Source organism: Mycobacterium sp. TY815 (genome assembly GCF_030755135.1).
Classification (GTDB): Bacteria; Actinomycetota; Actinomycetes; order Mycobacteriales; family Mycobacteriaceae; genus Mycobacterium.
This window is the reverse complement of the sequence record NZ_JAUFRX010000001.1, coordinates 3,434,167-3,460,971: the sequence shown is the minus strand read 5'-3', so window position 1 is coordinate 3,460,971 and position 26,805 is coordinate 3,434,167. Positions and strand designations below refer to the sequence as shown.

At 65.6% G+C, this 26,805-nt stretch carries 27 protein-coding genes; 15 read left to right on the top strand and 12 right to left on the bottom strand.

The annotated features are described in order from the left end of the window. Positions 1-5 precede the first annotated feature (5 nt). The 5 genes from QXK92_RS14945 to QXK92_RS14925 all read right to left on the bottom strand — a co-directional run bounded on the left by QXK92_RS14945 (position 6) and on the right by QXK92_RS14925 (position 3,154). Entirely contained in the window at positions 6-425 is a 420-nt protein-coding gene (locus QXK92_RS14945) for a hypothetical protein (RefSeq protein WP_306242410.1), read from the bottom strand. 112 nt (positions 426-537) lie between these two features. Further along, positions 538-825 (bottom strand): hypothetical protein, encoded by a 288-nt coding sequence (locus QXK92_RS14940; RefSeq protein ID WP_371934174.1) that lies wholly within the window; start codon positions 823-825, stop codon positions 538-540. Between the two features lie 177 nt (positions 826-1,002). Beyond that, a complete protein-coding gene (locus QXK92_RS14935; RefSeq protein ID WP_306242408.1) occupies positions 1,003-1,473 on the bottom strand; it encodes a hypothetical protein in 471 nt (156 codons plus the stop codon). After that, positions 1,473-2,816, bottom strand: coding sequence for a hypothetical protein (locus QXK92_RS14930; protein WP_306242406.1), 1,344 nt, complete (start codon positions 2,814-2,816; stop codon positions 1,473-1,475). The genes QXK92_RS14935 and QXK92_RS14930 overlap by 1 nt, the downstream gene beginning before the upstream one ends. 11 nt (positions 2,817-2,827) lie before the next feature. After that, complete coding sequence (locus QXK92_RS14925) at positions 2,828-3,154, bottom strand: hypothetical protein (protein ID WP_306242404.1); 327 nt, start codon at positions 3,152-3,154, stop codon at positions 2,828-2,830. Between the two features lie 410 nt (positions 3,155-3,564). On the opposite strand from QXK92_RS14925, the gene QXK92_RS14920 reads away from it, so the two are divergent. Further along, positions 3,565-4,986 (top strand): NAD(P)/FAD-dependent oxidoreductase, encoded by a 1,422-nt coding sequence (locus tag QXK92_RS14920; protein WP_306242402.1) that lies wholly within the window; start codon positions 3,565-3,567, stop codon positions 4,984-4,986. A gap of 15 nt (positions 4,987-5,001) precedes the next feature. Here the strand turns inward: QXK92_RS14920 and QXK92_RS14915 are convergent, their stop codons facing one another. Both QXK92_RS14915 and QXK92_RS14910 read right to left on the bottom strand, forming a co-directional pair. Then, positions 5,002-5,934: an LLM class F420-dependent oxidoreductase gene (locus QXK92_RS14915; RefSeq protein ID WP_306242400.1), complete on the bottom strand. Its 933-nt coding sequence runs from the start codon at positions 5,932-5,934 to the stop codon at positions 5,002-5,004. A 51-nt stretch (positions 5,935-5,985) separates the two neighbouring features. After that, a complete protein-coding gene (locus tag QXK92_RS14910) occupies positions 5,986-6,963 on the bottom strand; it encodes a YihY/virulence factor BrkB family protein (protein WP_306242398.1) in 978 nt (325 codons plus the stop codon). Between the two features lie 146 nt (positions 6,964-7,109). On the opposite strand from QXK92_RS14910, the gene QXK92_RS14905 reads away from it, so the two are divergent. Further along, the gene (locus QXK92_RS14905) at positions 7,110-9,221 is read left to right on the top strand and encodes a catalase (RefSeq protein ID WP_306242395.1); all 2,112 of its coding nucleotides are present in this window, start codon (positions 7,110-7,112) and stop codon (positions 9,219-9,221) included. Positions 9,222-9,223: 2 nt separating this feature from the next. Here the strand turns inward: QXK92_RS14905 and QXK92_RS14900 are convergent, their stop codons facing one another. Next, entirely contained in the window at positions 9,224-10,792 is a 1,569-nt protein-coding gene (locus QXK92_RS14900) for a long-chain-fatty-acid--CoA ligase (protein WP_306242393.1), read from the bottom strand. Between the two features lie 61 nt (positions 10,793-10,853). Next, positions 10,854-11,657 (bottom strand): mycofactocin-coupled SDR family oxidoreductase, encoded by an 804-nt coding sequence (locus QXK92_RS14895; protein WP_306242391.1) that lies wholly within the window; start codon positions 11,655-11,657, stop codon positions 10,854-10,856. Between the two features lie 88 nt (positions 11,658-11,745). Here QXK92_RS14895 and QXK92_RS14890 point away from each other — a divergent pair, with 88 nt between their 5' ends. From QXK92_RS14890 to QXK92_RS14880, 3 genes are all read left to right on the top strand, one after another. Beyond that, on the top strand, positions 11,746-11,934 hold the full coding sequence (locus tag QXK92_RS14890; RefSeq protein WP_306242389.1) for a hypothetical protein: 189 nt from the start codon (positions 11,746-11,748) through the stop codon (positions 11,932-11,934). 91 nt (positions 11,935-12,025) lie between these two features. Continuing rightward, a complete protein-coding gene (locus tag QXK92_RS14885; RefSeq protein WP_306242387.1) occupies positions 12,026-12,985 on the top strand; it encodes a DNA polymerase domain-containing protein in 960 nt (319 codons plus the stop codon). A 23-nt stretch (positions 12,986-13,008) separates the two neighbouring features. Beyond that, on the top strand, positions 13,009-13,947 hold the full coding sequence (locus tag QXK92_RS14880) for a carbohydrate kinase family protein (protein WP_306242385.1): 939 nt from the start codon (positions 13,009-13,011) through the stop codon (positions 13,945-13,947). On the opposite strand, the gene QXK92_RS14875 is transcribed toward QXK92_RS14880, so the two are convergent. Beyond that, on the bottom strand, positions 13,926-15,269 hold the full coding sequence (locus tag QXK92_RS14875; protein ID WP_306242383.1) for a hypothetical protein: 1,344 nt from the start codon (positions 15,267-15,269) through the stop codon (positions 13,926-13,928). The genes QXK92_RS14880 and QXK92_RS14875 overlap by 22 nt on opposite strands. Before the next feature lie 140 nt (positions 15,270-15,409). On the opposite strand from QXK92_RS14875, the gene QXK92_RS14870 reads away from it, so the two are divergent. Next, entirely contained in the window at positions 15,410-16,822 is a 1,413-nt protein-coding gene (locus tag QXK92_RS14870; RefSeq protein ID WP_306242381.1) for an amidase, read from the top strand. Next, the gene (locus tag QXK92_RS14865; protein WP_306242379.1) at positions 16,819-17,166 is read left to right on the top strand and encodes a hypothetical protein; all 348 of its coding nucleotides are present in this window, start codon (positions 16,819-16,821) and stop codon (positions 17,164-17,166) included. The genes QXK92_RS14870 and QXK92_RS14865 overlap by 4 nt, the downstream gene beginning before the upstream one ends. Here the strand turns inward: QXK92_RS14865 and QXK92_RS14860 are convergent. After that, on the bottom strand, positions 17,147-18,376 hold the full coding sequence (locus tag QXK92_RS14860; RefSeq protein WP_306244437.1) for a cytochrome P450: 1,230 nt from the start codon (positions 18,374-18,376) through the stop codon (positions 17,147-17,149). The genes QXK92_RS14865 and QXK92_RS14860 overlap by 20 nt on opposite strands. Positions 18,377-18,690: 314 nt before the next feature. Further along, on the bottom strand, positions 18,691-18,894 hold the full coding sequence (locus QXK92_RS14855) for a cold-shock protein (protein WP_055578804.1): 204 nt from the start codon (positions 18,892-18,894) through the stop codon (positions 18,691-18,693). Positions 18,895-19,246: 352 nt separating this feature from the next. Between QXK92_RS14855 and QXK92_RS14850 the strand changes: the two genes are divergently transcribed. The 8 genes from QXK92_RS14850 (at position 19,247) to fadD1 (ending at position 26,765) form a co-directional block, all read left to right on the top strand. Continuing rightward, the gene (locus tag QXK92_RS14850) at positions 19,247-20,272 is read left to right on the top strand and encodes a 1-aminocyclopropane-1-carboxylate deaminase/D-cysteine desulfhydrase (RefSeq protein WP_306242377.1); all 1,026 of its coding nucleotides are present in this window, start codon (positions 19,247-19,249) and stop codon (positions 20,270-20,272) included. Between the two features lie 103 nt (positions 20,273-20,375). Beyond that, positions 20,376-21,554 carry an acyl-CoA dehydrogenase family protein gene (locus QXK92_RS14845; protein WP_306242375.1) on the top strand — a complete coding sequence of 393 codons (1,179 nt, stop codon included), beginning with the start codon at positions 20,376-20,378 and terminating at the stop codon, positions 21,552-21,554. Between the two features lie 4 nt (positions 21,555-21,558). Beyond that, positions 21,559-22,665 (top strand): acyl-CoA dehydrogenase family protein, encoded by a 1,107-nt coding sequence (locus QXK92_RS14840; protein WP_306242373.1) that lies wholly within the window; start codon positions 21,559-21,561, stop codon positions 22,663-22,665. Beyond that, positions 22,649-23,146, top strand: coding sequence for a MaoC family dehydratase N-terminal domain-containing protein (locus QXK92_RS14835; protein ID WP_306242370.1), 498 nt, complete (start codon positions 22,649-22,651; stop codon positions 23,144-23,146). Before QXK92_RS14840 ends, QXK92_RS14835 begins: the two co-directional genes overlap by 17 nt. Next, positions 23,143-23,568: a MaoC/PaaZ C-terminal domain-containing protein gene (locus QXK92_RS14830; RefSeq protein WP_306242368.1), complete on the top strand. Its 426-nt coding sequence runs from the start codon at positions 23,143-23,145 to the stop codon at positions 23,566-23,568. Before QXK92_RS14835 ends, QXK92_RS14830 begins: the two co-directional genes overlap by 4 nt. Further along, positions 23,565-24,767 (top strand): thiolase family protein, encoded by a 1,203-nt coding sequence (locus tag QXK92_RS14825; protein ID WP_306242367.1) that lies wholly within the window; start codon positions 23,565-23,567, stop codon positions 24,765-24,767. Before QXK92_RS14830 ends, QXK92_RS14825 begins: the two co-directional genes overlap by 4 nt. A gap of 1 nt (position 24,768) precedes the next feature. Further along, complete coding sequence (locus QXK92_RS14820; protein WP_306242366.1) at positions 24,769-25,185, top strand: Zn-ribbon domain-containing OB-fold protein; 417 nt, start codon at positions 24,769-24,771, stop codon at positions 25,183-25,185. Next, complete coding sequence (gene fadD1, locus QXK92_RS14815; RefSeq protein WP_306242364.1) at positions 25,185-26,765, top strand: fatty-acid--CoA ligase FadD1; 1,581 nt, start codon at positions 25,185-25,187, stop codon at positions 26,763-26,765. The genes QXK92_RS14820 and fadD1 overlap by 1 nt, the downstream gene beginning before the upstream one ends. Positions 26,766-26,805 lie beyond the last annotated feature (40 nt).

Genomic DNA, 26,805 nt, shown 5'->3' with positions numbered 1-26,805 from the left:
ATCCGTTACCAATCAATTGGTCTTGCGTCGTCATCGCCCACGACAAGCACCCGTTGGTTTCCCAGGTGCTTTACGTATTCGCGCACCAGCGCGCGTTGTTCCGGAGTGTATTCCGACACGTCGATACGGACGTAGTCCGTTTTACTCAATTGCGAGACAATGCGCCGCTCGAGGTTATCTAGGCGGAAATACCTGGCTGGGTTTGGCCCGATCGTGAAGTAAGTATCTTGTAATGGGTCTTGGTTGTAATTCTGCTGCTCTCGGGCGTATTTATACCGGTCAGCGAAAACCCTCGAAAGGTATTCACGTTGCTCGGCGTTGTGCAAACGTGCCACATAGCCAGGCAATTCTTCGACAATCAGGTCGACAAGTTCGACAGACGACGGATCGCTGAGGTCTAGAAGGTCGACGTTGGCTCGAGCCATGTCGGCAAGGTGCCTGCCTATCGAGGGGTCACGCACACGACTGGCCAAAAATTCCATTACGAACAGGACTGCACCCCGTGAACTCGACCAATGGTGTTGCAGAAATAATATGTCACCTGCGACTGCCGTAATCTCCCACTATTAATACGTTCGGGTTGCCGAGCGTGTCGATAAACCTTCTGATGTCCGAACGCTGCTCAGCGCTGAATTGCGACACATCCACAGGTACATAATCGGCTTTGTCGAGATGGTTGGTTAATTTGGAGAGGAATTGATCCGTATCCAAATATTTTCCGTCGAAGTTACCGATCGCGTCGTAGGCTTTGCCGGTCCTTATGTCGATCCAGTCCATACCTTCGTGCGGGCTTCGCGCAAGCTGGACTCCTCGCTCGGCTTCCACCCGCAAACCTGTCTCAGCTTCACTCAGGTCAAAACTCCCTGCATGTGCCGCCCAAAGTGCTTGTCACCTGTGGCAGAGGTTGCGACTCGACCGCGCGGCTGTTGACAACTGTCGGACCTGTTGCGTTTTGCTGCGAACAGAACTCAAAGATCCGCCTCATCTTTGCCACTTGAGTCGCTACTGCGTTGTCGGTCGATCATCCCCGACGACAAGTACCCGCGGATTGCCAAGTTTGTCGACGTAATCTCGCACCAGAGCGCGTTGCTCGGTCGTGTAGTCCGACACGTCGATGCGGACAAAGTCCGTCTTAGTCAACTGGCGCAGCGCTGATGACATCAGATTGTCCAAACGAAAATACCGCGCCGGGTATGGGCCCATCGTGAAACATGTGTCTTGGCTTGGATCGCGGTTATAGCTGCGTTGCTCCCTGGCATAGCAAAGTAGATTCGCGAATATTTTTGTTAGATGATCTCGCAACCGGGTGTCTTCCAAGGTGGCGATATGGTTTGGTAACTCGTCGATGATAAGGTCGACCAGTTCTGAAGATGCTGGATCGCTGAGGTCCAGCAAGACTACGTTGTCCCGGATCATGTCGGATAGTTCTTCGCTTACCGAGGGATCGCGCACCCGGCTGGCCAAAAACTCCATTACAAACTCGACCGACGCGCCTGAGCCCGACCAGTTATGTTGAAGAAAGAAGATGTCACCCGACACTGCCGTAGTCTCCCACTATGAAAACCCTTCGGATTGCGAAGTTCGACAATGAATCGTCTGATAATAGATCGTTGCTCGGCGCTGAATTGAGAAACATCCACGGGAACATAATCGGACTTGGCGGCGTGGCGCTCGATTTCAGGAAGGAATATGTTCATTTTGAGATGTCTCTGATCAAAATTGCCCATTGCATCGTAAGTTTTCCCAGTCGTAGGGTCAATCCAGTCGACGCCCTCATGCGGACTCCGTACCAGCTGTATACCGCGCTCGGCCTCCACACGTAATCCCGTCTCGGCTTCACCAGGGCGGAACCTTCCTCCGATGCCAGGATCGGTCCCCAGCTCTTGCGCGTGAGGGGTGCTCAGGTCGAACCGATGGCTAGCTGGCACCGGCAAGTGTTCAGGTGCCGGGTGTGCCCAGTCGGGCACGAAGTGCGATCTCTGCGCCGGCACAGTCTCCGATTTGCCCAGTTCGGCTTCGAGCGCAGCCTTTCGGGCGTTCAGCGCATCAGCATTGTTGTTGTAGGTATTCACCGCGCCGGCGTCGCTTGCCGGGGGCGGATTCGAATTGTGGTGACTGATTTCTCCCTGCAGCTGGCCATAGGCAGCCCGGGCCTGCTCAGTCGTCATCCGCGGATCGGTCGGCGGCATGGGCGCTGGATCCTCGGGCAGGGGAGTGTGCCGATCGACGAGCTGTATGCGAGGCTTGCCCGTCGCGGCGGTTGAGGGTGATTTGCGGGGCAGCGCCGCGGCGAGGTTGATGATGTCGCCGGCAGCGGTTTCTGCCTTCCCGATCTGGTCTGCGACGGCGTTCTCCGCAGCCCACCATTTTGCGGCTTCAGACTTTAGCTCGGCCTCCGCTTCGGCCACGATCCTGGCATTCGCCTCGGCAGCTACCGTGTTGGTGCCCTCCGGCGGGTCGTAGGTGATGGTCCGATCGTCGTTGACGTGAACCCCGCGATTGGACTCGGCGTTGGCGATGATCTGTTTGGCGTTGGCCAGCGGTGGCATTAATGACGAACTGACCGTGTTGCTGATCTGTCGGGCGGCAAGATCTATGGTGTCGCGGAGCTTCGCCACAGCTTGAAAGTCTTGTCGGGAAAGCTCTTTGGCCGCTTCGGCGGTTGCGCCTTCCCAGTAGGAACCCCCTGGACGCTGCACGTGGCCAAGGTAGTCTTCCGCGTGCTGCTCCAACATCGCGACGCTGGTTATCCAACCGTCGATCAGGTCGAGTACCCGCTGCGGGTCGGTCTGCAGGATCTGCGATTTGGTCGACATGACGCAAAGCGCTACCCTGCTGCCGTCCGCAGCAGGGTAGGCATCGTATGAACCACGTTCAGGAGCTCATCCTCGCTGGCAATGAAACCTTGGCGTGCCAGATCGATCAACTCCGCGATCCTCGTGAATCGACCGGCCACCGCAGCCCTGATCACCGGCAAGGTTCGCGTCGACATCTGTTGGGCCGCAGCCAAAGACGGCACCGCTCCAGCGTCGACCACTCCGTCCATCATGATCAGCCCGGGCACGCCCTGGCTTACCTCGGCGGCCAACCGGTCGATGTCCGGCTTCAACCGCGCCAACGCCTCCAGATCTGCTCGCAGGACTTGTCCCGTCACATCAATTTCCTCGCGACGAACTCAGTGAAAGTCGCCCAAGCCTACCGGGCAGAATTGGCATGTCACTTCAGATACTCAAGCCCCCAAGAACAGTCGGCATGCCTGCCGCCAGCTCGCGAGCACCACGCGCTCTGCCAGCAATTGCTGCGTGACCAAGAAGCGATCGGGTCGTCCTCCGCTCAGATGGGTTAGTGGTTGGCAATCACTAATCTCGGTATGCATGAAAAGTGAACAACGACAACTGACTTCGCACTGAGCATCGCTCACCGACGCCGGCCGGGGTGGTGAGCGGTACGCTGTTCAACATCCGGCGCCCGGGGGTGGACCATGCCGACAGTGTGCGTACCGCTGGCTGTCGATGAACACGACGGTGTCGCCGCCAAGAAAGCCCACCGGTCGGTGGGTCCGCGATGACCACGGCCCTGGTGGTGGGTTCAGGCCCTAATGGATTGTCCGCGGCGATCACCCTCGCCAGGGCAGGGATCACCGTCACTGTCGTCGAATCGGCGACGACAGTTGGCGGTGGTCTGCGATCCGGCGAGCAGACGCTGCCGGGTCTGCTGCACGATCACTGCGCGGCCATTGTTCCGACGGCGGTGTCATCGCCATTCATGAAATCGCTGGACCTGGAATCGCATGGTGTGCGGTGGGCGTGGCCGGACATCGATCTGGCGCATCCGCTCGATGGGGGCGCGGCCGGCGTTCTGTACCGCTCCCTGCCGCAGACGGCTGAGGGGCTCGGCGCTGACGGCCGGCGTTGGTCGGCTCTGTTCGGTCCGTTGGCCCGCAACTATGACGAACTCGCCAACGATCTGTTGTCGCCCGTGCTCAAGGTCCCGCACCGACCAGTTCGCCTGGCAATGTTCGGTTTACCAGCGATGATGCCGGCAACGGCGATGGCCCGCTGGTTTCGTACCCGGCAGGCGCGGGCCCTGTTCGCCGGCAACGCGGCGCACGCCTGGGTACCGCTGAGCCGACCGCCGACCGCGGCCTTCGCGATGATGTTCGGCGCGATTGCCCACCGGTACGGCTGGCCTTGTGTCGTCGGTGGAACCGCCCGACTCGCGGACGGGCTCGCCGGAATCCTGCGTTCACTCGGCGGCCGGATCGAAATCGGCGTCGACGTTTGCGAATTGAGCCAGCTGACGGGATACGACATGGTGTTTTTCGACACCGGTCCCGGCCTCCCGTCGAAGCTACTTGGTGCACGTCTGCCGGTGCGGGTGCGTCGGGCGTTGGGCAGGCAACGCTACGGGCCGGCGGCTTACAAGCTGGATTTGGCTGTGCACGAAGGGGTTCCATGGGCCAACCCCGAAGCCCGCCGGGCCGGCACCGTGCACGTGTGTGGCAGCGAGCGGGACGTCGTCGCTGCCGAACGTGCCACCGCCAGAGGGCAGCTGCCGGAGCGCCCCTTTGTCATCGTCGCGCAGCAGGCGCTGATGGACCCGGGCAGGGCCACCGGCGGGCTGGTACCCATCTACGCCTATGCGCACGTGCCACACGGTTTCACCGGCGATGCCACCCCGGCGATACTGCGGCAGGTCGAGCGATTCGCGCCCGGTTTCCGGGACCGCATCGCGGCCGTCGCCGAACACCAGCCCCGCGACCTGCAACGGGTGAACCCGAACAATGTGGGCGGCGACATCAACGGTGGGTCCATGGATATCAGGGCCTTCTTTGCGCGGCCACGACTGGCGGTCGACCCCTATTGGCTCGGCGTCGACTCCTACTATCTCTGCTCGGCGTCGACGCCACCGGGTGGCGGCGTGCACGGCATGTGCGGCCACCTCGCCGCCCGGGCCGCGCTGCGAAGACTCGGCCGAAACGCCTGAGAGCGGCGCCGGCGGCTACCGCACCTGCGGCATCACGTCACTGGCCAACAGCTCCAGATGCGCCAGATCCGACATGTCGAGCACCTGCGCATACACACGTTGCACGCCCAGTTCGCTCCACGGTCCCAGCTTGTCGACGATCTCGGACGGCGTGCCAACCAGCGGGCTGTTGGAGCGCATCTCGTCGACCTCCCGGCCGATCACCGCAGCGCGCCGCGCCACCTCAGCCTCGTCGCGGCCGGCACACAAGACGAAAGCGCTCGAGTAGACGATGGAATCGGGCGCGCGGCCTGCCGCCGCGACGGCGTCCGCTACTCGCTGGAACTGTTTGCCGACCACGTCGATCGTCGCGAACGGCACGTTGAACTCGGCCGCGTACCGGGCGGCCAGCGCTGGGGTCCGTTTGGCGCCGGTACCGCCGATCACGATCGGCGGATGCGGGTCCTGCACCGGCTTGGGCAGTGCCGGCGAGTCGGCGATCGTGTAGTGCTCGCCCGCGTAACCGAAGGTCTCTCCCTTCGGTGTCGTCCACAACCCGGTGATGACGGCGAGCTGTTCGGTGAGCCGGTCGAACCGTTCCCCTACCGACGGAAACGGTATCCCGTACGCCTGATGCTCTGCTTCGAACCAGCCGCTGCCGAGTCCGAATTCCACACGACCACCGCTCATTTCGTCCACCTGCGCCACCGCGATGGCCAGCGGCCCCGGATAGCGGAAGGTTGCCGACGTCACCAGCGTGCCCAACCGGATGCGCGACGTCTCCCGGGCGATCGCACCGAGCGTCACCCACGAGTCGGTGGGTCCCGGCCCGCCGTCACCGCTCATGGCCAGGTAATGATCGGAGCGGAAGAACGCGTCGAAGCCGAGATCCTCGGCGGACCGGGCAACGGCCAGCTGGTCGGCGTAGGTGGCACCCTGCTGCGGCTCGACGAAAGCGCGGAAGTCCATGAGTTCCTTCGGTATCTGCTTGCACCGCAACGTGATAGCGGCACGGTCGGTTCAGGATACGCCAGTGGGTTTACGGTTGGAATCGTTGAACCGGACACTGACGCGCTGAAAGCCTTTGACCCGTTCGGCTTTGGCTTTCCTGGTGTAGGTCTTGCGGTCCGCGGGGGTGAGGTCCGCGTCGTCGGTGAACGGAGTGAGCAGGGAACGGGGGTGCAATCCTTCGACCAGCACCATGTTGATCTCGGCACATAGCACCAGAGTCGAAGACACCAGGAACAGGAACGCCAACATTCCCAGGACCAGTGCGAACACGCTGTTGGTTGCACTCGAGGTTTTCACCACGTGGCCGATGTAACCGGCGCCGAACCACTGCAGGATCTGCCACACGACGGCCGCCGCAAGCGCTCCCGGGAGCACCTGCCGGTAGGTCAGCTCCCGTGCGGTGGTCACCCGGAAGGCCACCAGACAGATCACGGCGTTGATGCCCACCGCCGCCAGCGCGACCCCGATTCTTCCGAATGGCCCGAGTGCGTCCGTTACGTGCGCGATCGCGGACAGCAAGGTGGTCACGAGGGCCGCCGAACCGAGCACCAGCAGCAGAATGAAACTGCGGACGCGGGACCGGATCGGATCGGGACGCTCGTGGCGCGGCACCGCCCACACCGAATCCATGGCGTTCTGCAGCGCCTGCCCGACACCCAAACCGCCGTAGAGGGCGCCGACAATACCCACCGCGACCGCGCCGGCGCCCCCGCTGAGACCTTCAGGCTGGTGCAGCTGACTGCCGATGACGGGGAACTGGCTCAACGTGCTCTGCAGCACCTGCGACTGCAGGTCGGGTCTGCCGGCCAGCAGCACCCCAAGGCCGGTGGTCAGCAACAACAGCAGCGGAAACAGCGACACAAAGGTGTAGTAGGTGATCAGCGCGGCCAGATAGCCGCCCTGATCGTCGAGGTACTTGTAGACCACCGCGATGGCAACGCCCACGGTGCGATTGCGCTGCTGCAATCTGTCCAGCCAGCCGACCATCGCCGCTCACTTCAATCTGCCAGGGCCCGGAACAAGGGCTGCCGCTGGAAGTACCCGCACGCGCAAACGGTCAATCGTTCCCGCTTAAGGCGGAAAGTTCGGGGTACCCGAGCGCCCGTAATCGACGATCCAGCTTTGGAGCAGCCATGCCACCGCGCCGCCAGCCCGACCAGACCGCCCCCAAGCGAACCAGCGCCACGGGCAACACCAACGGAGAGGTCGGTGACCACGACGCACGGGCCCAGGGCGGCAGGTACCTGACTACCGCGCAGGGACTGCGTCTTCCCGACACCGACCACTCCCTGAAAGCCGGTAACCGCGGCCCGAGCCTGCTCGAGGACTTCCACCTTCGCGAGAAGATCACCCACTTCGACCACGAACGCATCCCGGAACGGGTCGTGCACGCCCGCGGCGCCGCGGCGCACGGCGTGTTCGAGTCCTACGGCACCGCCGCGTCGGTGACCAGGGCCGGCTTCCTGGCGCGCAAAGGCAAGAAGACGCCGGTGTTCTGCCGCTTCTCGACGGTGCTGGGCTCACGCGGGTCGGCCGACACCGTCCGCGATACGAGAGGATTCGCGGTCAAGTTCTACACCGACGAAGGCAATTTCGACCTGGTGGGCAACAACATTCCGGTGTTCTTCATCCAGGACGGCATCAAGTTCCCCGACGTGGTGCACGCCGCCAAGCCTCATCCCGACCGGGAGATCCCGCAGGCTCAGTCGGCGCACGACACGTTCTGGGATTTCGTCTCGCTACACACCGAGGCCACCCACCACGTGCTCTGGAACATGAGCGACCGGGGCATTCCGCGGTCGTATCGCACCATGGAGGGATTCGGTGTCCACACCTTCCGGCTGGTGAACAAGAAGGGCAAAACCAGCCTGGTCAAATTCCACTGGAAGCCGGTGGCCGGTGTGCATTCCCAGGTCTGGGAAGAGGCACAGATCGCGGCCGGTGTCGATCCCGACTTCCACCGCCGCGACATGGCCGACGGCATCGAGGCGGGTGCCCCGCTCGAATACGAGCTCGGCATCCAGGTCATGCCGGACGACGGCACCGACAGTTTCGACGGCATCGATCTGCTGGACCCGACGAAGATCGTGCCCGAGGAGACGGTGCCGGTGCAGCTGATCGGCAAGCTGACCCTCAACGGCAATCCGGCCAACTATTTCGCCGAGACCGAGCAGGTGGCCTTCCACCTGGGCAACCTGGTACCCGGCATCGAGCCGACCAACGACCCGCTGCTGCAGGCCCGGTTGTTCTCCTATCTGGACACCCAACTGACCCGCCTCGGCGGCCCGAACTTCACCCAGCTACCGATCAACCGGCCACACTGCCCGGTGAACGACATGCTGCGAGACGGCATGCACCAGACGGCGATTCACACGGGGCAGGCACCGTACCGTCCCAACAGCATCGACGACGGCGAGCCGCTGGTCGCCGGTGCCGACGAGGGCGGATACGTGCAGACGCCGCGCCAGGTGCAGGGGCCGACGGTGCGGGAGAACCCGTCGTCGTTCGAGGATCACTTCACCCAGCCGGCGATGTTCTACCGCAGCCTGTCCACCGTCGAGCAGGCGCACATCGTCGAGGCGTTCACCTTCGAACTCGGCAAGTGCTACGAGCAGGCGATCAAGGAACGGCAGCTGCAAGTCCTGGCCAATGTCGACGCGGACCTGTGCAAACAGGTGGCCGTCGGGCTGGGACTGCCGGTGCCGAAAGGCAACCCGCCCAAGGATGTTGTGCTCTCGCCCGCCCTGTCTCAGGTGGTGGAAACCCCCGGCCCGATCGATGGCCGCAAGATCGGCATCATCGCCGGCGCCGACTCCGACCTCGGTGGCGTGTCGAAACTCGTCGACGCGGTCCTGGGCCTCAACGCCACGCCACTGGTGACCGCACCGATCGGCGGTGTCCTGAAAGCCGGTCGGCGCAGTGTGATCGTCGAGCGGACATTGCTGACCGCGAGGTCCATCGAGTTCGACGCGGTGGTGGTGGCCGCCGGAACGAAGCCGGCCAACGACCTGAAGCTGGTTCTGTTGCTGCAGGAGGCATACCGGCACTGCAAGCCGATCGGAGCATGGGGCGACGGGACGGCGGCGCTGACGGCCGCGGGCATCCCGCTGGACGGTCCCGGCGTGCTGGTTACCGACAAGCTCGACCGCAAGTTCACCGCGGTGTTGACCAAAGCGGTTGGGCTGCACCGGGTGTGGGAGCGGGCGGTCGACGTGATGGCATCCGAGGTCGCGCCGGCGCGCTGACCTCACACGGTCGCGCGGTCGCGGCCCTCCCAGTACGGCTTGCGCAGCTCCTTCTTGAGGATCTTGCCGGTCGGGTTGCGCGGCAGTTCATCGGCGAAGTCGATCGTTTTCGGGCATTTGTAGGCGGCCAGCCGTTCCCGGGCGAACGCGATGATCTCTTCCTCGGTGGCTTCACCCTCCACTGCGACAACGGCTTTGACCACCTCGCCCCACTTCTCGTCGGGCACTCCGATCACCGCGACCTCCGTCACCGCCGGATGTTCGGCCAGCACCTGCTCGACCTCGATCGAATAGATGTTCTCGCCGCCCGAGATGATCATGTCCTTGAGCCGGTCCTCGACGAAGACGTAGCCACCGTCGTCGACCCGGCCGATGTCTCCGGTGCGGAACCAGCCGTCCTCGGTGATGGCCTCGGCCGTCGCCTCCGGTTTGTTGTGGTAGCCCTTCATCAACTGCGCTGAGCGGAACCACAATTCGCCCTGCTCGCCGGCCGCCACGTCCTTGAGCGTGTAGGGGTCCACGACACGCACCTCCGCGCCCGGCACCAGCGTTCCCGCACTGCTGAGCCGCTCCGGGTGGTCGGTGGCGCGGTGGGCGTCGGGCAGTAGATGGCTGATCACACCGCACAATTCGGTCAGCCCGTAGGCCTGGATGAAGTCGGTGTTGGGCCAGGCTTCCAGCGCCGCACGCAACAACGGCAGCGGCATCGGTGAGGCGCCGTACGAGTAGGTCTTGAGCGCGCCGAACAGCTTCACCGCGTCCTCACCGGACTCCAGAACCTTCGCCAGCACCGCGGGCACCAGGAATGTTCGGTTGGCGCCCTTGAGGATTGCCCCGGCCAGCGTCATCCCGTCGACATCGCGCGTCATCACGCTCGGCACCCCGTCGTGAATGCCGAACTGCACGTAGGACGAGCCGCCGACGTGGAACAGCGGCATCGACACCATGCTCTTGTCGCCGGGGTCGAATTCGAAACCTTCGTGGGCGTTGACCGTGTGCGCGATCATGTTGGCCTGCGTCAGCTGCACCCCCTTGGGGCGCCCGGTGGTACCCGAGGAGTACATGATGATGCTCACGTCGTCGGGTTCGACATCGTCGGCGCGGTTGGCCGGCGCCGCCCCGGCCAGCAGTGCCTCATACTCGTCGGCGTCGCCGCCTTCGGGTGTCACCGTGATGACGTGCTCGACGTGGGTGAGGTCGCCGCGGATCTTGTCGATGCTCGGCTTCAACTCCGCCCCGACGATCAATACCTTGGCCCCGGAGTCGTTGAGCACGTAGTCGAGTTCGTCGGCCGCGAGCCGGAAGTTGATGATCGCGTTGGCCGCGCCCAATGATGCGGCGGCAAAGGTCAACTCGACACACGCCGGATGGTTCTTGTCCAGGAAGGCCACCACATCGCCGCGCTTGATCCCGAAGGCCTTCAGCGCGCCGGCCAGACGGCGCACGCGGTCGTTCCACTGCGCCCAGGTCCAGTTGCGGTCCAGGTAGTCGATCGCCTCGTCGTCGGGCTTGGTGGCGGCCCAGTGCGCGAGGCGGTCATCCAGAAAACGGGGGTCTGCTAGGTCAGGCATGTCAAGAGCCTTCCACGTCCGGTGCCTACTGGTAAGCACATCATCCCTTTGCGGAGGCACATCAGTGTATGCGGGCGCTGCCGCCCAGTCCGACCTCCAGGACGCTGCCCGTGATGACCCCCGGGTCGGTGACCAGATACACGACGCCGCGGCTGACGTCTTCGGGCTGCAGCCACGGTTGAGGTATGGGGTTGGCCCGCATCATGCGCCGCACCAGATCGTCGGGAACATCGTCGCCGCCGGCAGGCTGCACCATCGGCGTCTGGGTGGTGGTCGGGCAGATGACGTTGACGGTGATGCCCTCTTTGGCGACCTCGAGGGCGACGGATTTGGCGAGTCCGATGATGCCCCACTTGGTGGCGTTGTACGCGGCGAGATCCGGGATCCCCATCCGGCCACCCATCGATGAAGTCACCACGATCCTGCCGAAGCGCTGCCGGCGCATCACGGGAATGACGGCTCGCAGGGTATGGAAAACGCCGGTCAGGTTGGTGTCGACGAGCTGTTGCCACACCTGGTCGCTGACCTCGTCCAGCGGTCCGGTGCTGACGATGCCGGCATTGGCCACGGCGATGTCCAGGCTGCCCAGCTCGTGCAGCGTCTGGTCGACGGCCGCGGCGACCTGCGCGGAGTCACGGACGTCCACGGCCAGCGGCAGACAACGGCGTCCGAGGTTCTCGACCAACCTGGCGGTCTCGCGCAGATCCTCCTCGGTACCCAGCGGATAGGTGAGACCGGCCATCGGCCCCGGCGCGTCGGCGGCGGCGATGTCCGCGCCTTCGGCCGCCAGCGCCACCGCATGTGCGCGGCCCTGCCCGCGGGCCCCTCCGGTGATCAGCGCGACCCGGCCATCCAAAGCACCCATGGCCCAGACGTTATCCCCTGCGCGCGAAAGCGATTGCGGCGGGCGCTCTTCAGATCAGTGGCGTTGCCAGGGCGGATGGGGGTTCGGAATGCAGACGCCGCGCACGCATCCCAGCACGCCCCGCACTGGTGGCGGGGTGGCTTTCGGCGGCGACTGGCATCCAGCGGGGGGACAGGGCGGATCGCCGGGGCCAGAGTTCGCCTGGGCCAACGGTGCGGCCATCAACGAACCCGCGGTCAGCGCTGCTGCAATCAACATCTTGGCTGCGATCATCTGACTCTGTCCTCGAACGAACTGCATGCAAGGTCAACGATAACGCGCGTCAGGCGGTTCGGACCCGGTCGGCAACGAGCGCATAGGCTTTGCATATGAGCGCCGGGGAGCAGCGCGCGGGGATCGATCTCACCAACCTCGACCAGCCGCTGAGTCCCGATGCCGGCGCAAGCAAGCGCGACCTGGTCGACTACCTGGACGCGGTAGCCGACCGAATGGTGCCCGGGCTGGCCGGGCGGCCGCTCACCGTCCTGCGGGTGCTGCGTGGGCGGGCGCCGTTCATGCAGAAGAACGTGCCGAAATACACACCGGACTGGGTGCGCACGGTTGCCATCTGGGCCGAGGCATCGCACCGCCAGGTGCACTACCCGGTGTGCGACGACCGTCGAACCCTGCTGTGGCTCGCCAATCAGCGTGCGGTGGAATACCACCCCGCGCTGGGCTTGGCCGACAACATTTATCGGCCGACGCACCTGGTGCTCGATCTCGACCCGCCCGCCGAGGGCGACTTCGCCGCAGTGGTCAGGGTGGCTCACCTGGTGCGTCGGGCGCTGCGGGACTGCGGCCTGGCCGGCGCGGTCAAAACCAGTGGCGCCAAAGGCGTACACGTGTTCGTGCCGGTCGACGACCAGGCGCCCGTCGCCGACGTCGCGGCGGCCACCCGCGCGCTGGCCGCTCGCACCGAAGCGCTCGATCCTGATTCGGCGACAACGGCTTTCATCATGGAGGACCGCGCGGGCAAGGTCTTCGTCGATGCGACGCGCGCCGGGGGCGCCACGGTCGCCGCCGCCTACAGTCCCCGGTTGCGCGCCGGTACACCGGTGTCGTTTCCGCTGGACTGGTCGGACCTCGACCGGGTGAACCCCGCCGAGTTCACGGTGCACACGGCGATCGCAGCCCTTGCCGGGCGCGACCCGTGGCGCGCGTCGATGCCGGCGGCGCAACGGCTGCCCAGCGACCTCATCGAGCAAGGCCGTTCCATCCCGGTCGCGCGGGTCGCCGCGATGCACGAAGGGAAGCGACGCGCCCGAGCGCGCCGGGCGCGCGAGGGGTGAGCGCAAAGGAGGACAATCGCGCGATGCCTCAGATCGACATCGCCGTCGTCGGCGTCCACGTTCTCGATACTCACGTCCTGGGGGTCACCGCCATTCCGGACGGCTCCGAGGGCCAGCTGGTCGAGGCCATCAAGATCTCCCCGGCGGGCACCGCGGGCGGCACGGCCGTGGTGCTGAGCCGGCTGGGAGCCCGGGTCCGCTCCTACGGAGCCGTCGGCACCGACGCGCTCGGTGACACCCTGCTCGGGCTGCTCGCGGCCAACGGAGTCGACACCGCCGGCATCGCGCGCACCACGTCCACCCAGACCTCGGCCTCGGTCATCCCGGTACGTCCCAACGGCGACCGGCCCGCCTGGCACTGTCCGGGTGCCAACGCCACGCTCACCCTGGACGCTCTCGATCTCGACGACATCGCCCGCGGCGCGCACCTGCATCTCGGCGGACCGGAGTTCCTGGGCGGAGCCGCCGCCGCAACACTGCTCACACGCGCCAAGGGCAACGGGCTGTCGACGTCGGTCGACATCCTGGCCGGTGGCAACCCGGGCCTGCTGGCGTGGATAGTCGAGGCGCTGCCGCACACCGATTACCTGCTACCCAACGACGAGCAGGTGCTCGGCTTTACCGGCGCTACCGATCTCGAGACAGGTGCCAGGGCCCTGCTGGAAGCCGGTGCCGGCTGTGTCGCGGTGACCCGGGGCGCCCAGGGCGCGCTGGTCGTTACACCCGGGGAGACGATTGCGGTGCCCGCGCATCCGGTCGACGTCGTGGACACCACCGGGTGCGGCGACGCGTTCTCGGCGGGGTTCATTCTCGGGCGCGCGCTGGGGCGTGACCTGGCGCAGTCGGCCCGTCTGGGATGCGCCACCGCGGCGCAGGTCGCGCGCGGCGTCGGCACCGATGCGGGGTCCTACGACCTCGCGGCAGTGGACGCTTTCCTGACTCAGAACCAGGGGCCCGGGTAGTGGCCGTCGGTGTCGCGCACCAACAAGATCTCCCGGCAGTCCCCCTTCTGCTGGGGTGCGGTCTCGCCGCTGCACACCAGGGTCCAGCCGGAAATGCGTCCGAACGGTCGCTCGGTCCAGTTGGTAGCGACCGGGTTGGTCGCCGGCAGCGCGAGCACGGAATAGGTGCCGCCGGTGTTGGTGACGTACAGATGGTCGCCGAAGAACGCCAATTTCGAAATCGGTTGCTTCTTGGCCTCGTCGCGTGCGGTGAGCAGGTCCCAGTGCTGGGTGCGCAGATTCCAGACGCCGTAGCCGAACTGGGAACCGGCCGAGCCGCGCCCGTCGACGAAGAGTTTGCCGTCCGACAGGGTGGCGGCCAGCCCACCCCCCGAAATGCGCTCGGCATCACCGAATTTCACAAGAGCCCGGGCGGTCAGGTCGTAGAAGGTGGTCGACATGACCGGCGGATTGTGCGAGTCCCAGTGCGTGGTTTGCACGAGTCTGTCCGGCCCGTCCGATAATTCGGTGTCCACGGTGGCCACGTCATTGTCCTGGTAGACGGGTTCCCCTGTGGGCAAACGCAATTCAGCGCCGAGCGGGCCACCGGGCACCGGAGTGCGCTGGAATGACAGCACGTCCTGCCACACCCGGGCCTGCTCGGGGTCCTCCCAGCGGGTGGCCAGATCGGTATTGGACAGGATCGTGGTTTTCGGAGGCGACGGCGTCCCCCGCGCATCGTCGAAGGCGTTGATCCACGCCACTCCGGTGGTGGTCGGGGCCAGCCGCCAATCCTTGGCCGCGGTGAGCTTCAGCCCGGGTCCGGGCGGGAGCACCTCGCGGGTTGCCAGCGGCTGACTCGATTTGAGATCGAACAGGTAGGCGGTGGCCTTGACCGCCTCCGGTTTCTGGCCGGGCACGGCGGTCGCGACGACGTAGACGACCTTCATGTCGCCGACGTTGTTCGACAGCGCGCACATCGCGCCGGTGACAGTCTCGCCGGCAGCAACCATCGGCACCGCCGGCATGATCAGGTCGGCAGTTTTCGGGTCGAGGACTTTGGGCCGGATATCTTCCAGAGCGGATTTGCTGGTCGAGAATTCCGTGGGGCAGCCGAAGTACACCGTGTCGCCGTAGGTTTTCCAATCTTTCGCCAGTGGGCTGACGTGCGGCGGCTGCGGCGCGACGGTGTTGGGCGGCGGCTTGACCGTGGTGTGCGTGGTCTGTGCTGCGGGCGGTGTGACGGTCGCTGACGTGGAGCAGGCGGCGATCCCGAGGCATGCCGGCAACGCGACCAGCGCACGTATGTAGCCGGACGCGAACAGGCTGTTCAGCACCCTCATCAGCGTTCCCCCCGCTAAGTCATGTGTGCTGTGAGCCTAAAGGCGTTTTTTGTGCACGGCGAATCGAGCGCTTTGCGGAAGAAATCGCCCGCCGTGATAGACCCGACATCATGAGTGCTCTTGCCGAAGAAACACGCTGGATGGACGCCACGGACCAGGCGGCGCTGGTCGCCCGGGGAGAAGTGAGTCCGGGGGAGCTGCTGGACGCGGCAATCACACGCATCGAGCAGTCCAATGCGGCCCTGAATGCCGTGGTCATCGAGTGGTTCGAGCACGCCCGCTCGGTGGCTGCCGACCCCGGTCTTCCAGACGGCCCGTTCCGCGGTGTGCCGTTTCTGCTCAAGGACCTCTACACCAGCTTCGCCGGACAGACCCTGTCCAACGGCAACGTGGCGCTCAAAGAGGCCGGCAAGGTCGACGCCGCGGACACCACTCTGGTGTCCCGGTTCAAGGCGGCCGGGCTCGTCATCGCCGGCCGGACGAACAGTCCCGAAATGGGCAGCCTGCCGACCACCCAGCCGCTGGCCTGGGGGCCGACGCGTAACCCCTGGGCGCTGGACCGGACCTCGGGCGGCTCGAGTGGCGGGGCGGCCGCGGCGGTCGCGGTCGGGATGGTGCCATTCGCCAACGCCTCAGACGGTGGCGGCAGCATCCGCATCCCGGCGTCGTGCTGCGGGCTGGTGGGCCTCAAGCCGAGCCAGGGCCGCATCACCGTGGGCCCGAAGCGGGCCGAAGCGGGGCTCGGTGTCGAGTTGTGCGTCAGCCGCACCGTCCGGGATACCGCGGGCTTGCTCGACGCGGTGCGGGGGCCCGGAGTCGGCGACACGGTGATCGCGCCGGCACCGGAACGTCCGTATCTGCAGGAGTTGGGTGCCGACCCTGGGAGGTTGCGCATCGGGCTGCTCGATATCCACCCGCGCGGCGGATTCGTGCACGAAGATTGCGTCTCCGCGGTGCGCGCTGCAGGATCGATGCTCGAGGGCCTCGGCCACATCGTCGAACCCGCATGGCCGTCGGCGCTGGCGGATCCGAGTTTGCAGCAGAAGTTCATGGCGCTGTGGGCCACCCAGATGGCGATGGCCGCGCGCGGGTTCAGCGAAACCCTCGGCCGCGAGGTCACAGCCGAGGACATCGAGCCGGTCAACTGGGTGCTGATCGAACGGGCAAAGCACGTGACTGCGGTGGATTACGCCGCGGCAGAGAACGCGGTGTATGCGTTCCGCCGTGCACTGCAGCAATGGTGGGCCGACGGCTGGGACCTGCTGCTGACCCCGACGGTGGCCGAGCCGCCGTTGCCGCTCGCCGAATTCGAGAACAGTCCGGACCATCCGACGGCGCCGATGCGCCGCGGCGGCGAGTTCGCCGCATTCACACCGCCATTCAACATGAGCGGCCAGCCGGCGATCAGCCTGCCGTTGTACCGCAACGCCGATGGACTGCCGGTCGGTGTTCAGCTCGCTGCCGCGTACGGACGTGAGGACGTGCTGATCCGGATTGCCTCCCAACTGGAGTCGGCTCACCCGTGGTCGTCTCACCGCCCGGCGGTTCCGTGACGCGCGAAGACCGGAGCGCCTCGCCCGACGGTCGCTACATCGTCCGGGTGGAACAGCTTGAGGTGCGTGCCTTTCATTGGGTCGATACTCCTCAATTGGTGGATCGTGCAACAGATTTGACGGTGCTGGAGCTGACCGATCCGTGCTGGCACCTAGACTCTGCGGACTGGCGCAGCGCAGCGGTGGTGACCTTGCGGCTGCGGCATTTCCCGGATGGCCTGGCGAGTTATGAGGTCACTGTGGACTGCGGGCAACTCACCGCGTCGGTCGACGGCGGAGAAGCGCGGCCGCTGGCTGAGCTCGACGAGGTGCTGGCGGCCGCGACTAGGGATCGAACGCGATAGGCAGGCTCAGCGGCCCGCTCAAGCTCACCATCGGCTTCCACGGAGCGGGGCCGACGATGCGGGGGTTCTGGATCCGGCCGGTGAGCACCGTCAGCGCCTCGGCGAGTTCGCGCCTGGCGAGGTTGGCGCCGAGGCAGTAATGAATGCCGCCACCGAATGTCAGTATCGCCGGCGCCCCTTCGCGGGTGATGTCGACGTGTTCGGGGTCGTCGTAGACGGACGGATCCCGGTTGGCCGCAGCGGTATTGACCAGAACCATGGTGCCCGCCGGGAAGAGGTAGCCGTCGATCTCGGCATCCTCGGTCACCAGACGAAGGGTTCCGCACGCGATGGGGGAGTGGCGCATCGTCTCCTCCACGGCGCGCATCGCCAATTCGGGGCGTTCCGCGAGCAAATCCCACTGATCCGGGTGCTCGCACAGCACGTGCACCGACGCCGCCAGCTGATTCCTGGTGGTGTCGGTACCCGCCAGCAGCAGTCCTCCCGCGAGCATCCGCAACTCGGCGGGATTGAGCCGGTCACCGTCATCCTCGGCGCGGATAAGCTCCGACAGCAGGTCCTCGGTGAGGCTGTGCCGGCGCCGGGCGACCATCTCGTCGACGTAGTCGTCGAGTTCGCCCCAGGCGCGCATGACATCGGGCTCGATTTCACTGACGCCTGCGATGAAGCTGAAGGCCTTGAATATCTGGTCGGCCCACAGCGAAAACCGTTGCCAGTCTTCGCGGGGTGCGCCGAGCAGGGCGCAGATGATCGGCACCGGGTAGGGCCGGGCCAGGTCGTTGACCACGTCGCAGTGCCGCGTGTCCGCGACCTGATCGATCAGATCGTTCATCACGGCCACCATGGTGTCGTGCAGGCGCAGGGTGGCGCGGGGTGTGAACGCCTTCGACGTCAGGCTGCGCAGCCGATGATGGGCGTCACCTTCCAGGCACAGCAGGCTGTTCATCACCTTGTCCCACAGCGGTCCAGACGTGATGCCTTGCACAACAAGGTTCAGGCCCGGCGGGATCTGAAAACGACCGTCGCGCAGCACGGAACGAACCAGGTGATATGACAGCACCTCGGGTCCGAACGGCCCCAGAGCGATGGGGGCCTGCCGTTGCGCTTCCCGGATTCGCGGGTAGACGGCCGCCGGAGTCTCGGTGGGTTTATACGACAGCGTCGGCAGATCTGCCTCGAAAACGCTTGGGGGAGTGGTCCCGACAGTCATGATCGCCCCGGCGGTGTGCCCGGCGAGTTGGCGCGACCCGGATCTGGTGCGGAATTTTTCATCGCTCGCCACCTGCCACTGAAGTGCAGCCCAGGGTCCACAGGCCGCCCGGACAACTGTCAGATAATGTATGGCCGCAGTATGACGCTTGTCAACGAATTTGACCCGATGTACCGGGTTTATCGACTCGCTTTACCCGAGTGAAAGCAGCTCCGCCATACGGGCTGGTGGATCGCGTATGGTCGAAATCCGCCCGGAATAGAGTAAGGGCCGGCAGGACGTCGCCTGCCGGCCCTTACTTGAAGAATGTCGGGTTATATGACGGTCACTCCCGTGGCCTGCGGCCCCTTGGCGCCTTGCCCGATGTCGAATTGGACTCGCTGGTTCTCTTCGAGCGATCGGTAGCCATTCCCGTTGATCTCGGAGTAGTGAACGAACACATCTCCGGTGTCGCCGTCGGGAGCGATGAATCCGAAACCTTTATCGCTGTTGAACCATTTCACAGTCCCCTGTGCCATACTTTTTCTACTCTCTCATTCTGGATGGATGCCGAAAAACATCCCGTATGACACTAGCACGGCTGACTGGGTGACATTGCCCTTCGTGCAGTTTTGATCGTCTCCTCGAAGATCTCGGTACATCAGGATCCGCTTTTGTGCCGAATAGCATTGCAAGGAAATGCAATTCGCCACTTTTTGGAGTCACGCCACGCTACTTCTGCGCCGCCTGGCATCGTGAAAGTTAGGCCAGTCTTGCTGCGGCAAGAATCCACGAGAGCGCCGTCGGCGCCGAAGCGCCTGATCGGTCACCGCGATAGTGCGGCGTCGGGCCGGTCGACTCACCGATTCCCTCGGTCCGCACAATTTTCCCGTGACTACCTACCTGTACGAGCGCTTCCCCGGACTGCGCGACACCCTGCACCGCGCCCACCTCGGCGACGGCCCCACGCCGGTGCGCATGCTGTCCGGCCTGGGCGGCGCCGGTTCGCCGCTCTGGATCAAGGATGACGGCGCCTACGGTAACGGAGGCTGGGGCGGCAACAAAGTGCGCAAACTGGAGTGGCTGCTACCTGAAGCGAAAAGGCTTGGGCGCAAAACGATTCTGACCTTCGGTGGACTCGGTACCAACTGGGGCCTGGCGACCGCACTATACGGCCGCGAGTTCGGCCTGCGCACCGCGCTTGCGCTGATCGATCAGCCGGTCGACGAGCATGTCACGGCTCAGCTGAAACGCTTGCGTGCCTGCGGCGCGGACATCTACCTCACGCACAACAAGCTCCGGACAGCGGCGGCGGTGCCCTACCTGTATCTGCGCCACCGCCGGCCCTATTTGCTGCCCGCCGGCGGATCTTCCCCACTGGGTGTCCTCGGATACGTCGAGACCGCACTGGAAATCGCCGCGCAGGTCGACGCGGGCGCGTTGCCGGAGCCGGCGTCCGTCGTGGTGGCCGTGGGATCCGGCGGCACGGTCGCCGGTCTGCATCTCGGATTGGCGCTGGCCGGTCTTGGCACGACGGTGATCGGCGTCGTCGTCAACGACACGCTGCGCCTGGACCGCCGATCGATCACCTCGCTCGCTGGTCGCGCCGCACGCCTGCTGCGGCGCCGCGGGGCGCACGTTGCTGATACTCCGGGAGATCGCCTTCTGCTGCTGCGCGACTGGCTCGGCCGGGGCTATGGCCACCCGACGGCCGAGGGCGCCCGGGCACTGCGGCTTGCGCACGACGCAGAACACCTTGACCTCGACCCCGTCTATACCGCGAAAGCGATGGCGGCCCTGCTGGACTTGCGTGCCTGCGGTCGACTACCCGATGGGCCGGCGCTTTATCTGCACACGAACGGTCCACGGGCGCAATTGCGCGGAACCGATCCTCGGCAGGTCCGGCCCATCTCGTAGTCGGGCAGCTCGAAATCGTCGCGCGCCCAGGTCGCGGGCGCGAAATCCGCGCTTTCCGCAACCGGGGGTAGCGAAATAGCGCAGGCGGACTAATGTCGCGATGGTGGAGTTCGAGCTCGACGACGAGCAGCGGGCGTGGCTGGCCGACGTGCGGCAGTTCCTGCAGGACAACGTCACCCCGGCGCTGCGTGCCGAGATGGCTGAGCATGACCTCGAATTTCAGGGTGGCGAGCTGACGGCATTCCGCCGCAAGATCGGCGAGCGCGGCTGGTTCGGACTGAGCTGGCCGCGCGAGTACGGCGGGCTGGGCCTGACCGCGATGCACCAGCACCTGTTGATGAGCGAGTTCGAGTACTGGGGTGTGCCGGGACCTGATCTCACGGTCACCTCGGTAGCGCCGATGATCATGCGGCACGGCACCGAGCAGAACAAGCAGGAGTTCCTGCCGCCCATCGCCCGGGGCGAATTGGTCTGCGCCGTCGGCTATTCCGAGCCGAACGCCGGCACCGACCTGGCCAGCCTGCGCACCCGGGCCGTTCGCGACGGTGACGAATGGGTTATCACGGGTTCCAAGATATGGAACAGCGGAGCGCAGCGCTGTACCCACGAATGGCTATGCGTACGAACCGATCCCGACGCAAAGCGGCACCGCGGGATCTCGGTGATCATGGTTCCGATCGACAGCCCGGGTGTCGATGTCCGACCGCTGTACGCCTGGTCGGGCTACCGCACCAACGAGACGTTCTTCCGCGACGTGCGGGTCCCCCTCGGCAACCTGATCGGAGAGGTGAACAAGGGCTGGACCTACATCACCGGGGCGCTGGATCTCGAATGGGGCGCCTTGACCAACGCGGGTGATCTGCGCCGAGCCCTGGACGACCTGGTGAAGCTGGCACACCAGCCGTGTCGCGACGGCTCGGTGCCGGCGCGCCAAGCCGGTATCCGTCGCCGCCTGGCGCAGGCGGAGGCAGATGTCGAAGCCGCCAAGCTGATGGGATACGAGGCGGCGTCCCTGCTCGACAGCGGACGCATCCCCTCGGTCGAGGTGAGCGTGGAGAAGATCTTCACCAGCGAATTGCGGCAGCGCATCGCGGATCTGGCGCTTGATCTGCTGGGCCCGGACGGGCTGCTGGCACACCGTAGTGTCCAGGCGCCGCTCGGCGGATTCTTCGAGCGTCTCTATCGGGTATCGCCATTGATGCGCTTCGGCGGCGGCACCAACGAGGTATTGCGGGATGTGATCGCCCAGCGCGGTTACGGCATGCCGTCCTACGGGCGGTGATCAGGTGCGACTACTCCCCGATCAGGATGAACGCGATCTGGCCGCGATGTGCCGGAGCCTGTTGGCCGCACAGAAACTCGACGGCGGGCATGTTCCGCCGAAGCTGTGGGACGATCTTGCCCGGGCCGGGCTGCTCGGGCTGGCGATCGGCGAGCAGTACGGCGGCTCGGGCGGGACGCTGAGCGATCTGGGCATCTTCTGCCTCGAGGCGGGCCGTGCGTTGTGCCCTGACGTTATTCACAGCACGTTGCGAGCCGCGTTGGCCATCGACTGGCTGGGTGGGCCGGGTGCGCGGGCGGCCTGGCTGCCGCGCCTGACCCGAGGAAGCTCGCGCGCCACGACCGCGCTGTGGAACCCGCGCGACGCGTCCATACTGGGTTCGCCGTTGCGCGCCGCCGCCGATGCGGCCGGCCGGTGGCGGTTGTCCGGGATGGCCGACTTCGTCGCCGCCGCCGACCAGGCCGACCTGATCATCGTTGCGGCGGAAACCGATTCCGCGACCGGTGTTTTCGTGATGGACCTGACGACGACCGGGGTCGCTGTCGAAGCGCTGCCGATGGCAGGAGGCCACCGAGCCGGGACGGTCACGTTCGACGAGGTGCCGGTCGACGACGACAACCGTGTTCTGGGCGTCGATATCTGCCGCACCGCATTGCGTCGGGTCGCCAATGCCGCTGTGGCACTGCTATCCCTGGATCTAGTCGGGGTGGGTGAGGCGGTGGTGCAGCGCACCGTCGACTACACCACGATGCGCGAGCAATTCTGCCGGCCGATTGCGTCGTTCCAGGCGGCGCAACACCTGGTGGCCGATATGCGCATCGCGCTCTCGGCGGCCAGGCTGAGTGCGCAGTCTGCGGTGTTCTGGATCGGTCGCGGTCGCACCGGCACCCGGGAAACCGCGATCGCCAGAATGCACGCCGCCGCGGTCAGGCAGATCACCCTCGACGCGCATCAGCTGCACGGTGGGATGGGATATGTCGTCGACACCGACCTGCACCTGTTCTCCGAGCGGGCCAGGGTCCTGTCGACCTGGGGTGGTGGGGCCGACGTGGCCGCCAAATGGCTTGAGGGTGAAATGAATCGGGAAGGGGACGATGGACAGTCTGATTGACCCGGAGTCCGCCGCGCGAGTCGGCGCCGTAGTGGCGACCGCGACCGGCGAGGTGAACAGGCGGGACTGGCAACGCTGGGCCGCCGCGGTTGACGATCACAACCCCCTGTGGTTCGACACCGACTACGCGCGCGCGCACGGGTACCGCGACATAGTCTGTCCGCCGTTGTTTCTGCAATACGCCATCCTTGGCGTGAGCGCGCTCGGTGAATTGCGCCCGGACGGGTCGTCCGGCGCGGTGACCGGCAGCCTGGCGTTTCCGCGGGCACCCCGGCGGATGGCAGGCGGCGAAAGCACCACCTTCCACGGGCCGGCCTACCACCGCGACGAGATCGAGATGGTCCGCACCATCGATTCGATGGTGGAGAAGGAGGGGCGCTCAGGGAGATTCGTGTTGGTGACCTGGCGCGGCGAATACCACAACCAGCACCGGGAACTCATCGCCGAGTCCACCATGTCGATGATCGCCAGGCCCGCATGACCGGGCAGGTGTACGTCGACGATGTCGAAACCGGTTTTGCAATACCGGTGCTGGCCGTCACCGTCACCGAGACGCAGATGTTCTTCTTCAGCGCCGCGACATACAACGGACATCGCATCCACTACGACAAGGATTGGGCCCGCGACGTTGAAGGCTACGACAATGTGCTTGTGCAAGGTCCCTTGCAGGCGGCGCTGTTGTCACGGGCACTCACCGACTGGATCGGCGGAGCAGGGCGGCTGGTGTCGTTCTCGGTGCAGAATCGCGCGATCGCCTATCCCGGCCAGGAACTGCGTTTCGGCGGTGTGGTCACCGGGAAGCGGGATCAGCTGGTGGATCTGGACATCTTCTGCCGGCGCGGCGACGACGTGTTGATGCCGGGCACCGCGACGGTGTCGCTGCCGTACAGGCCCACCCCGTGACCGGACTGCGCGGCGAGGCCGCCATCATCGGCATCGCCGAGCTGCCGGCCGAGAAGCGGCAGAGCGGACCGCCCTCGTTCACCCTCGATCAGTACGCACGACTGGCAAAGCTGGTGATCGAGGACGCCGGTGTGAAACCCGACGTGGTGAATGGTTTGTCGTGCCACGGGATTGCGGAGTCCGACATGTTCGCACCGGCCACGCTGTCGGAATATCTCGGCATTCCACTGGATTTCGGCGATCGCGTCGATCTGGGCGGCGCCACCGCCGCAGGCATGGTGTGGCGCTCCGCTGCAGCGGTCGAAATCGGCATCTGTGACGCGGTTCTGGCGGTGGTACCGGGGTCACAGGAGATTCCGCGGTCCCACACCCGGGCTGCCCGCACCCTGGGCTGGTACGGGGCGTCCAGCAACAACTACGGCTCACCGCAGGCCGAGTTCGAGATCCCCTACGGCAACGTCGGCCAGAACGCACCGTATGCGCAGATCGCGCAGCGTTACGCCGCCGAATACGGTTACGGCGCATCCGCGTTGGCGAAAATTGCGGTCGATCAGCGGACCAACGCCTGTGCCCATCCGTCGGCGGTGTTCCACGGTAAACCGATCACCGTCGACGACGTGCTGAACAGTCCGGTGATCGCCGATCCGATCCACATGCTGGAAACCGTGATGCGGGTTCAGGGCGGCGCCGGGGTGCTCATCGCCAATGCCGACATCGCCCGCACGGCCCGCCACCGGCCCGTCTGGATCAAGGGTTTCGGGGAGCACATCCGATTCAAAACGCCCACCTACGCCGACGACCTACTGCGCACACCGATCGCCCGCGCGGCCGAAAAGGCCTTTGCGATGGCCGGTCTCGGACGCGGCGACGTCGACGTCGCATCGATCTACGACTGTTACACGATCACCGTGCTGATGACACTCGAGGACGCCGGATTCTGCGGCAAAGGGGAGGGCATGAGGTGGTTGACCGAGCATGACCTCACCTTCGGCGGCGACTTCCCGCTCAATACCGCCGGCGGGCAACTGTCCTACGGTCAGGCCGGCATGGCCGGCGGTATGCACCATGTGGTCGACGGGGCCCGCCAGATCATGGGCAGGGCCGCTGCGGCGCAAGTGCACGACTGCAACGCCGCCTTCGTGACCGGCAATGGCGGGATCATGAGTGAACAGGTGGCGCTGGTGCTGGGGGGTGACTGACATGACCGAGCCGCGCCCGCTGCCCGAGGCGACACCGGTTTCCCAGCCGTTCTGGGATGCATTGCGCGAACACCGTATTCGCATCCAATATTCACCGTCGTCGGACAGATACGTCTTCTACCCGCGCACGCTGGCGCCCGGTACCCTCGCCGACGATCTGGAGTGGCGCGACATCGACGGCGCCGGAACGCTGTACACCTACACCGTGGCGCGCCGGCCGACCGGCCCGCCGTGGGCGGATCGTCTGCCGCAGTTGCTCGCGGTGGTGCAGTGGGATGCCGGACCGCGCGTCAGTACCGAGCTGGTCGATGTCGAGCCCGGGCAGATCCGGGTCGGGATGCGGGTGGCGCCGGTGTTCCACGATGTACCCGGTCAGCCGGTGACGTTGCTGTACTACACCAAAGAGGCTGACAGGTAATGCCGTTCGAAACCATCCAGCAACTGCTGCGTTCCCGCACCGACGATGACAGCGTCGCGGTCGCGTATGGCGACCGGCGCTGGACCTGGCGTGAGCACCTTGCCGAGGCATCCGCGGAGGCGTCCTTTCTGCTCGGCGTGATGGCAACCGACCGTCCCCTGCATGTCGGTGCGCTGCTCGGCAACTCTCCGGCGATGCTGCGGTCCATGGCGGCGGCGGCACTGGGCGGCTATGTGTTGTGCGGCGTCAACACCACCCGGCGCGGAGCGGGCCTGGCCACCGACGTCGGCAGGGCCGACTGCCAACTTCTGCTCGTCGACTCCGAACACCGCGGTCTGCTCGACGGTCTCAAGCTCACCGGACTGCCAGTGATCGATGTCGACAGCGCCAGTTATGCGGATGGTGTGGCAGCGGCGCACCCTCTGACGCCCGTTGAGGTGAGCGGTGCCGATCCGGTGGTGATCATCTTCACCTCCGGCACCAGCGGTGATCCCAAGGCCGTCCGGTTCGCGCACGCCATGGGGGTCATGTGCGGTGCGAGCCTGGTCGAGCGGTTCGAGCTTTCCGCGGCAGATGTGTGCTACCTGGCGATGCCGCTGTTCCACTCCAACGGGGTCGCGGCGGGGTGGGCGGTGGCCATCTCCTGCGGCGCGACGATGGTGCCGGCCAAATTCTCGCCGTCACGGTTTCTCGCTGACATCCGCCGACACGGAGTGACGTACATGAATTACGTCGGCAAACCGTTGGCCTTGATACTGGCCACCCCCGAGCAGCCCGACGATGCCGACAACCCCTTGCGCGCGGCGTTCGGGAACGAGGCCACCGAACACGATCTGGACAGGTTCGCCCGACGTTTCGGCTGCCGGGTGGTGGACAGCTTCGGCTCCAGCGAGTTCGCCGTCGTCGTGATGCGCGAGGACGGCACGCCTGCGGGCTCGATCGGCAGGGGATATCCCGGGGTCAGCGTGTACCACTCGGACACCGTGACCGAATGCGCGCCAGCCGTTTTCGATCGGCACGGTGCGCTCGTCAACTTTGACGAGGCCGTTGGTGAACTCGTGAACACCTTCGGTGCCGGTGGATTCACCGGCTACTACAACGATCCCGAAGCCACCGATGAGCGGATGCGCCACGGCATGTACTGGTCGGGCGATCTGGCCTACCGCGATGCCGATGGCTGGATCTATCTGGCGGGGCGCACTGCGGACTGGATGCGGGTCGACGGCGAGAACATGGCGGCGGGCCCCATCGAGCGGGTGCTGCAACGGTTGCCGGAGATCAACCACGTCGCCGTGTATGCGGTGCCGGACGAGCGTGTCGGCGACCAGGTGATGGCGGCGGTCGTGCTGAACGACGGGGCGACGGTGACCCCAGGGCAGTTCCGCGATTTCCTCGCGTCGCAGGCCGACTTGTCGCCGAAAGCATGGCCCAGGTACGTGCGGATCACCGCGGCACTTCCGCGGACCGCCACCAACAAGGTCCTCAAGCGGGAACTCATCGCCGAGGGCCCCCGGGCAGGGGATGGTGTGCTGTGGGCGCGGGCGGACAGAGGGCGGGATTATCGCGTTGCACCCGAGTGACCCGGGCCGGTGAACCGGCGGCAGGTTGAGGTACTTGCTG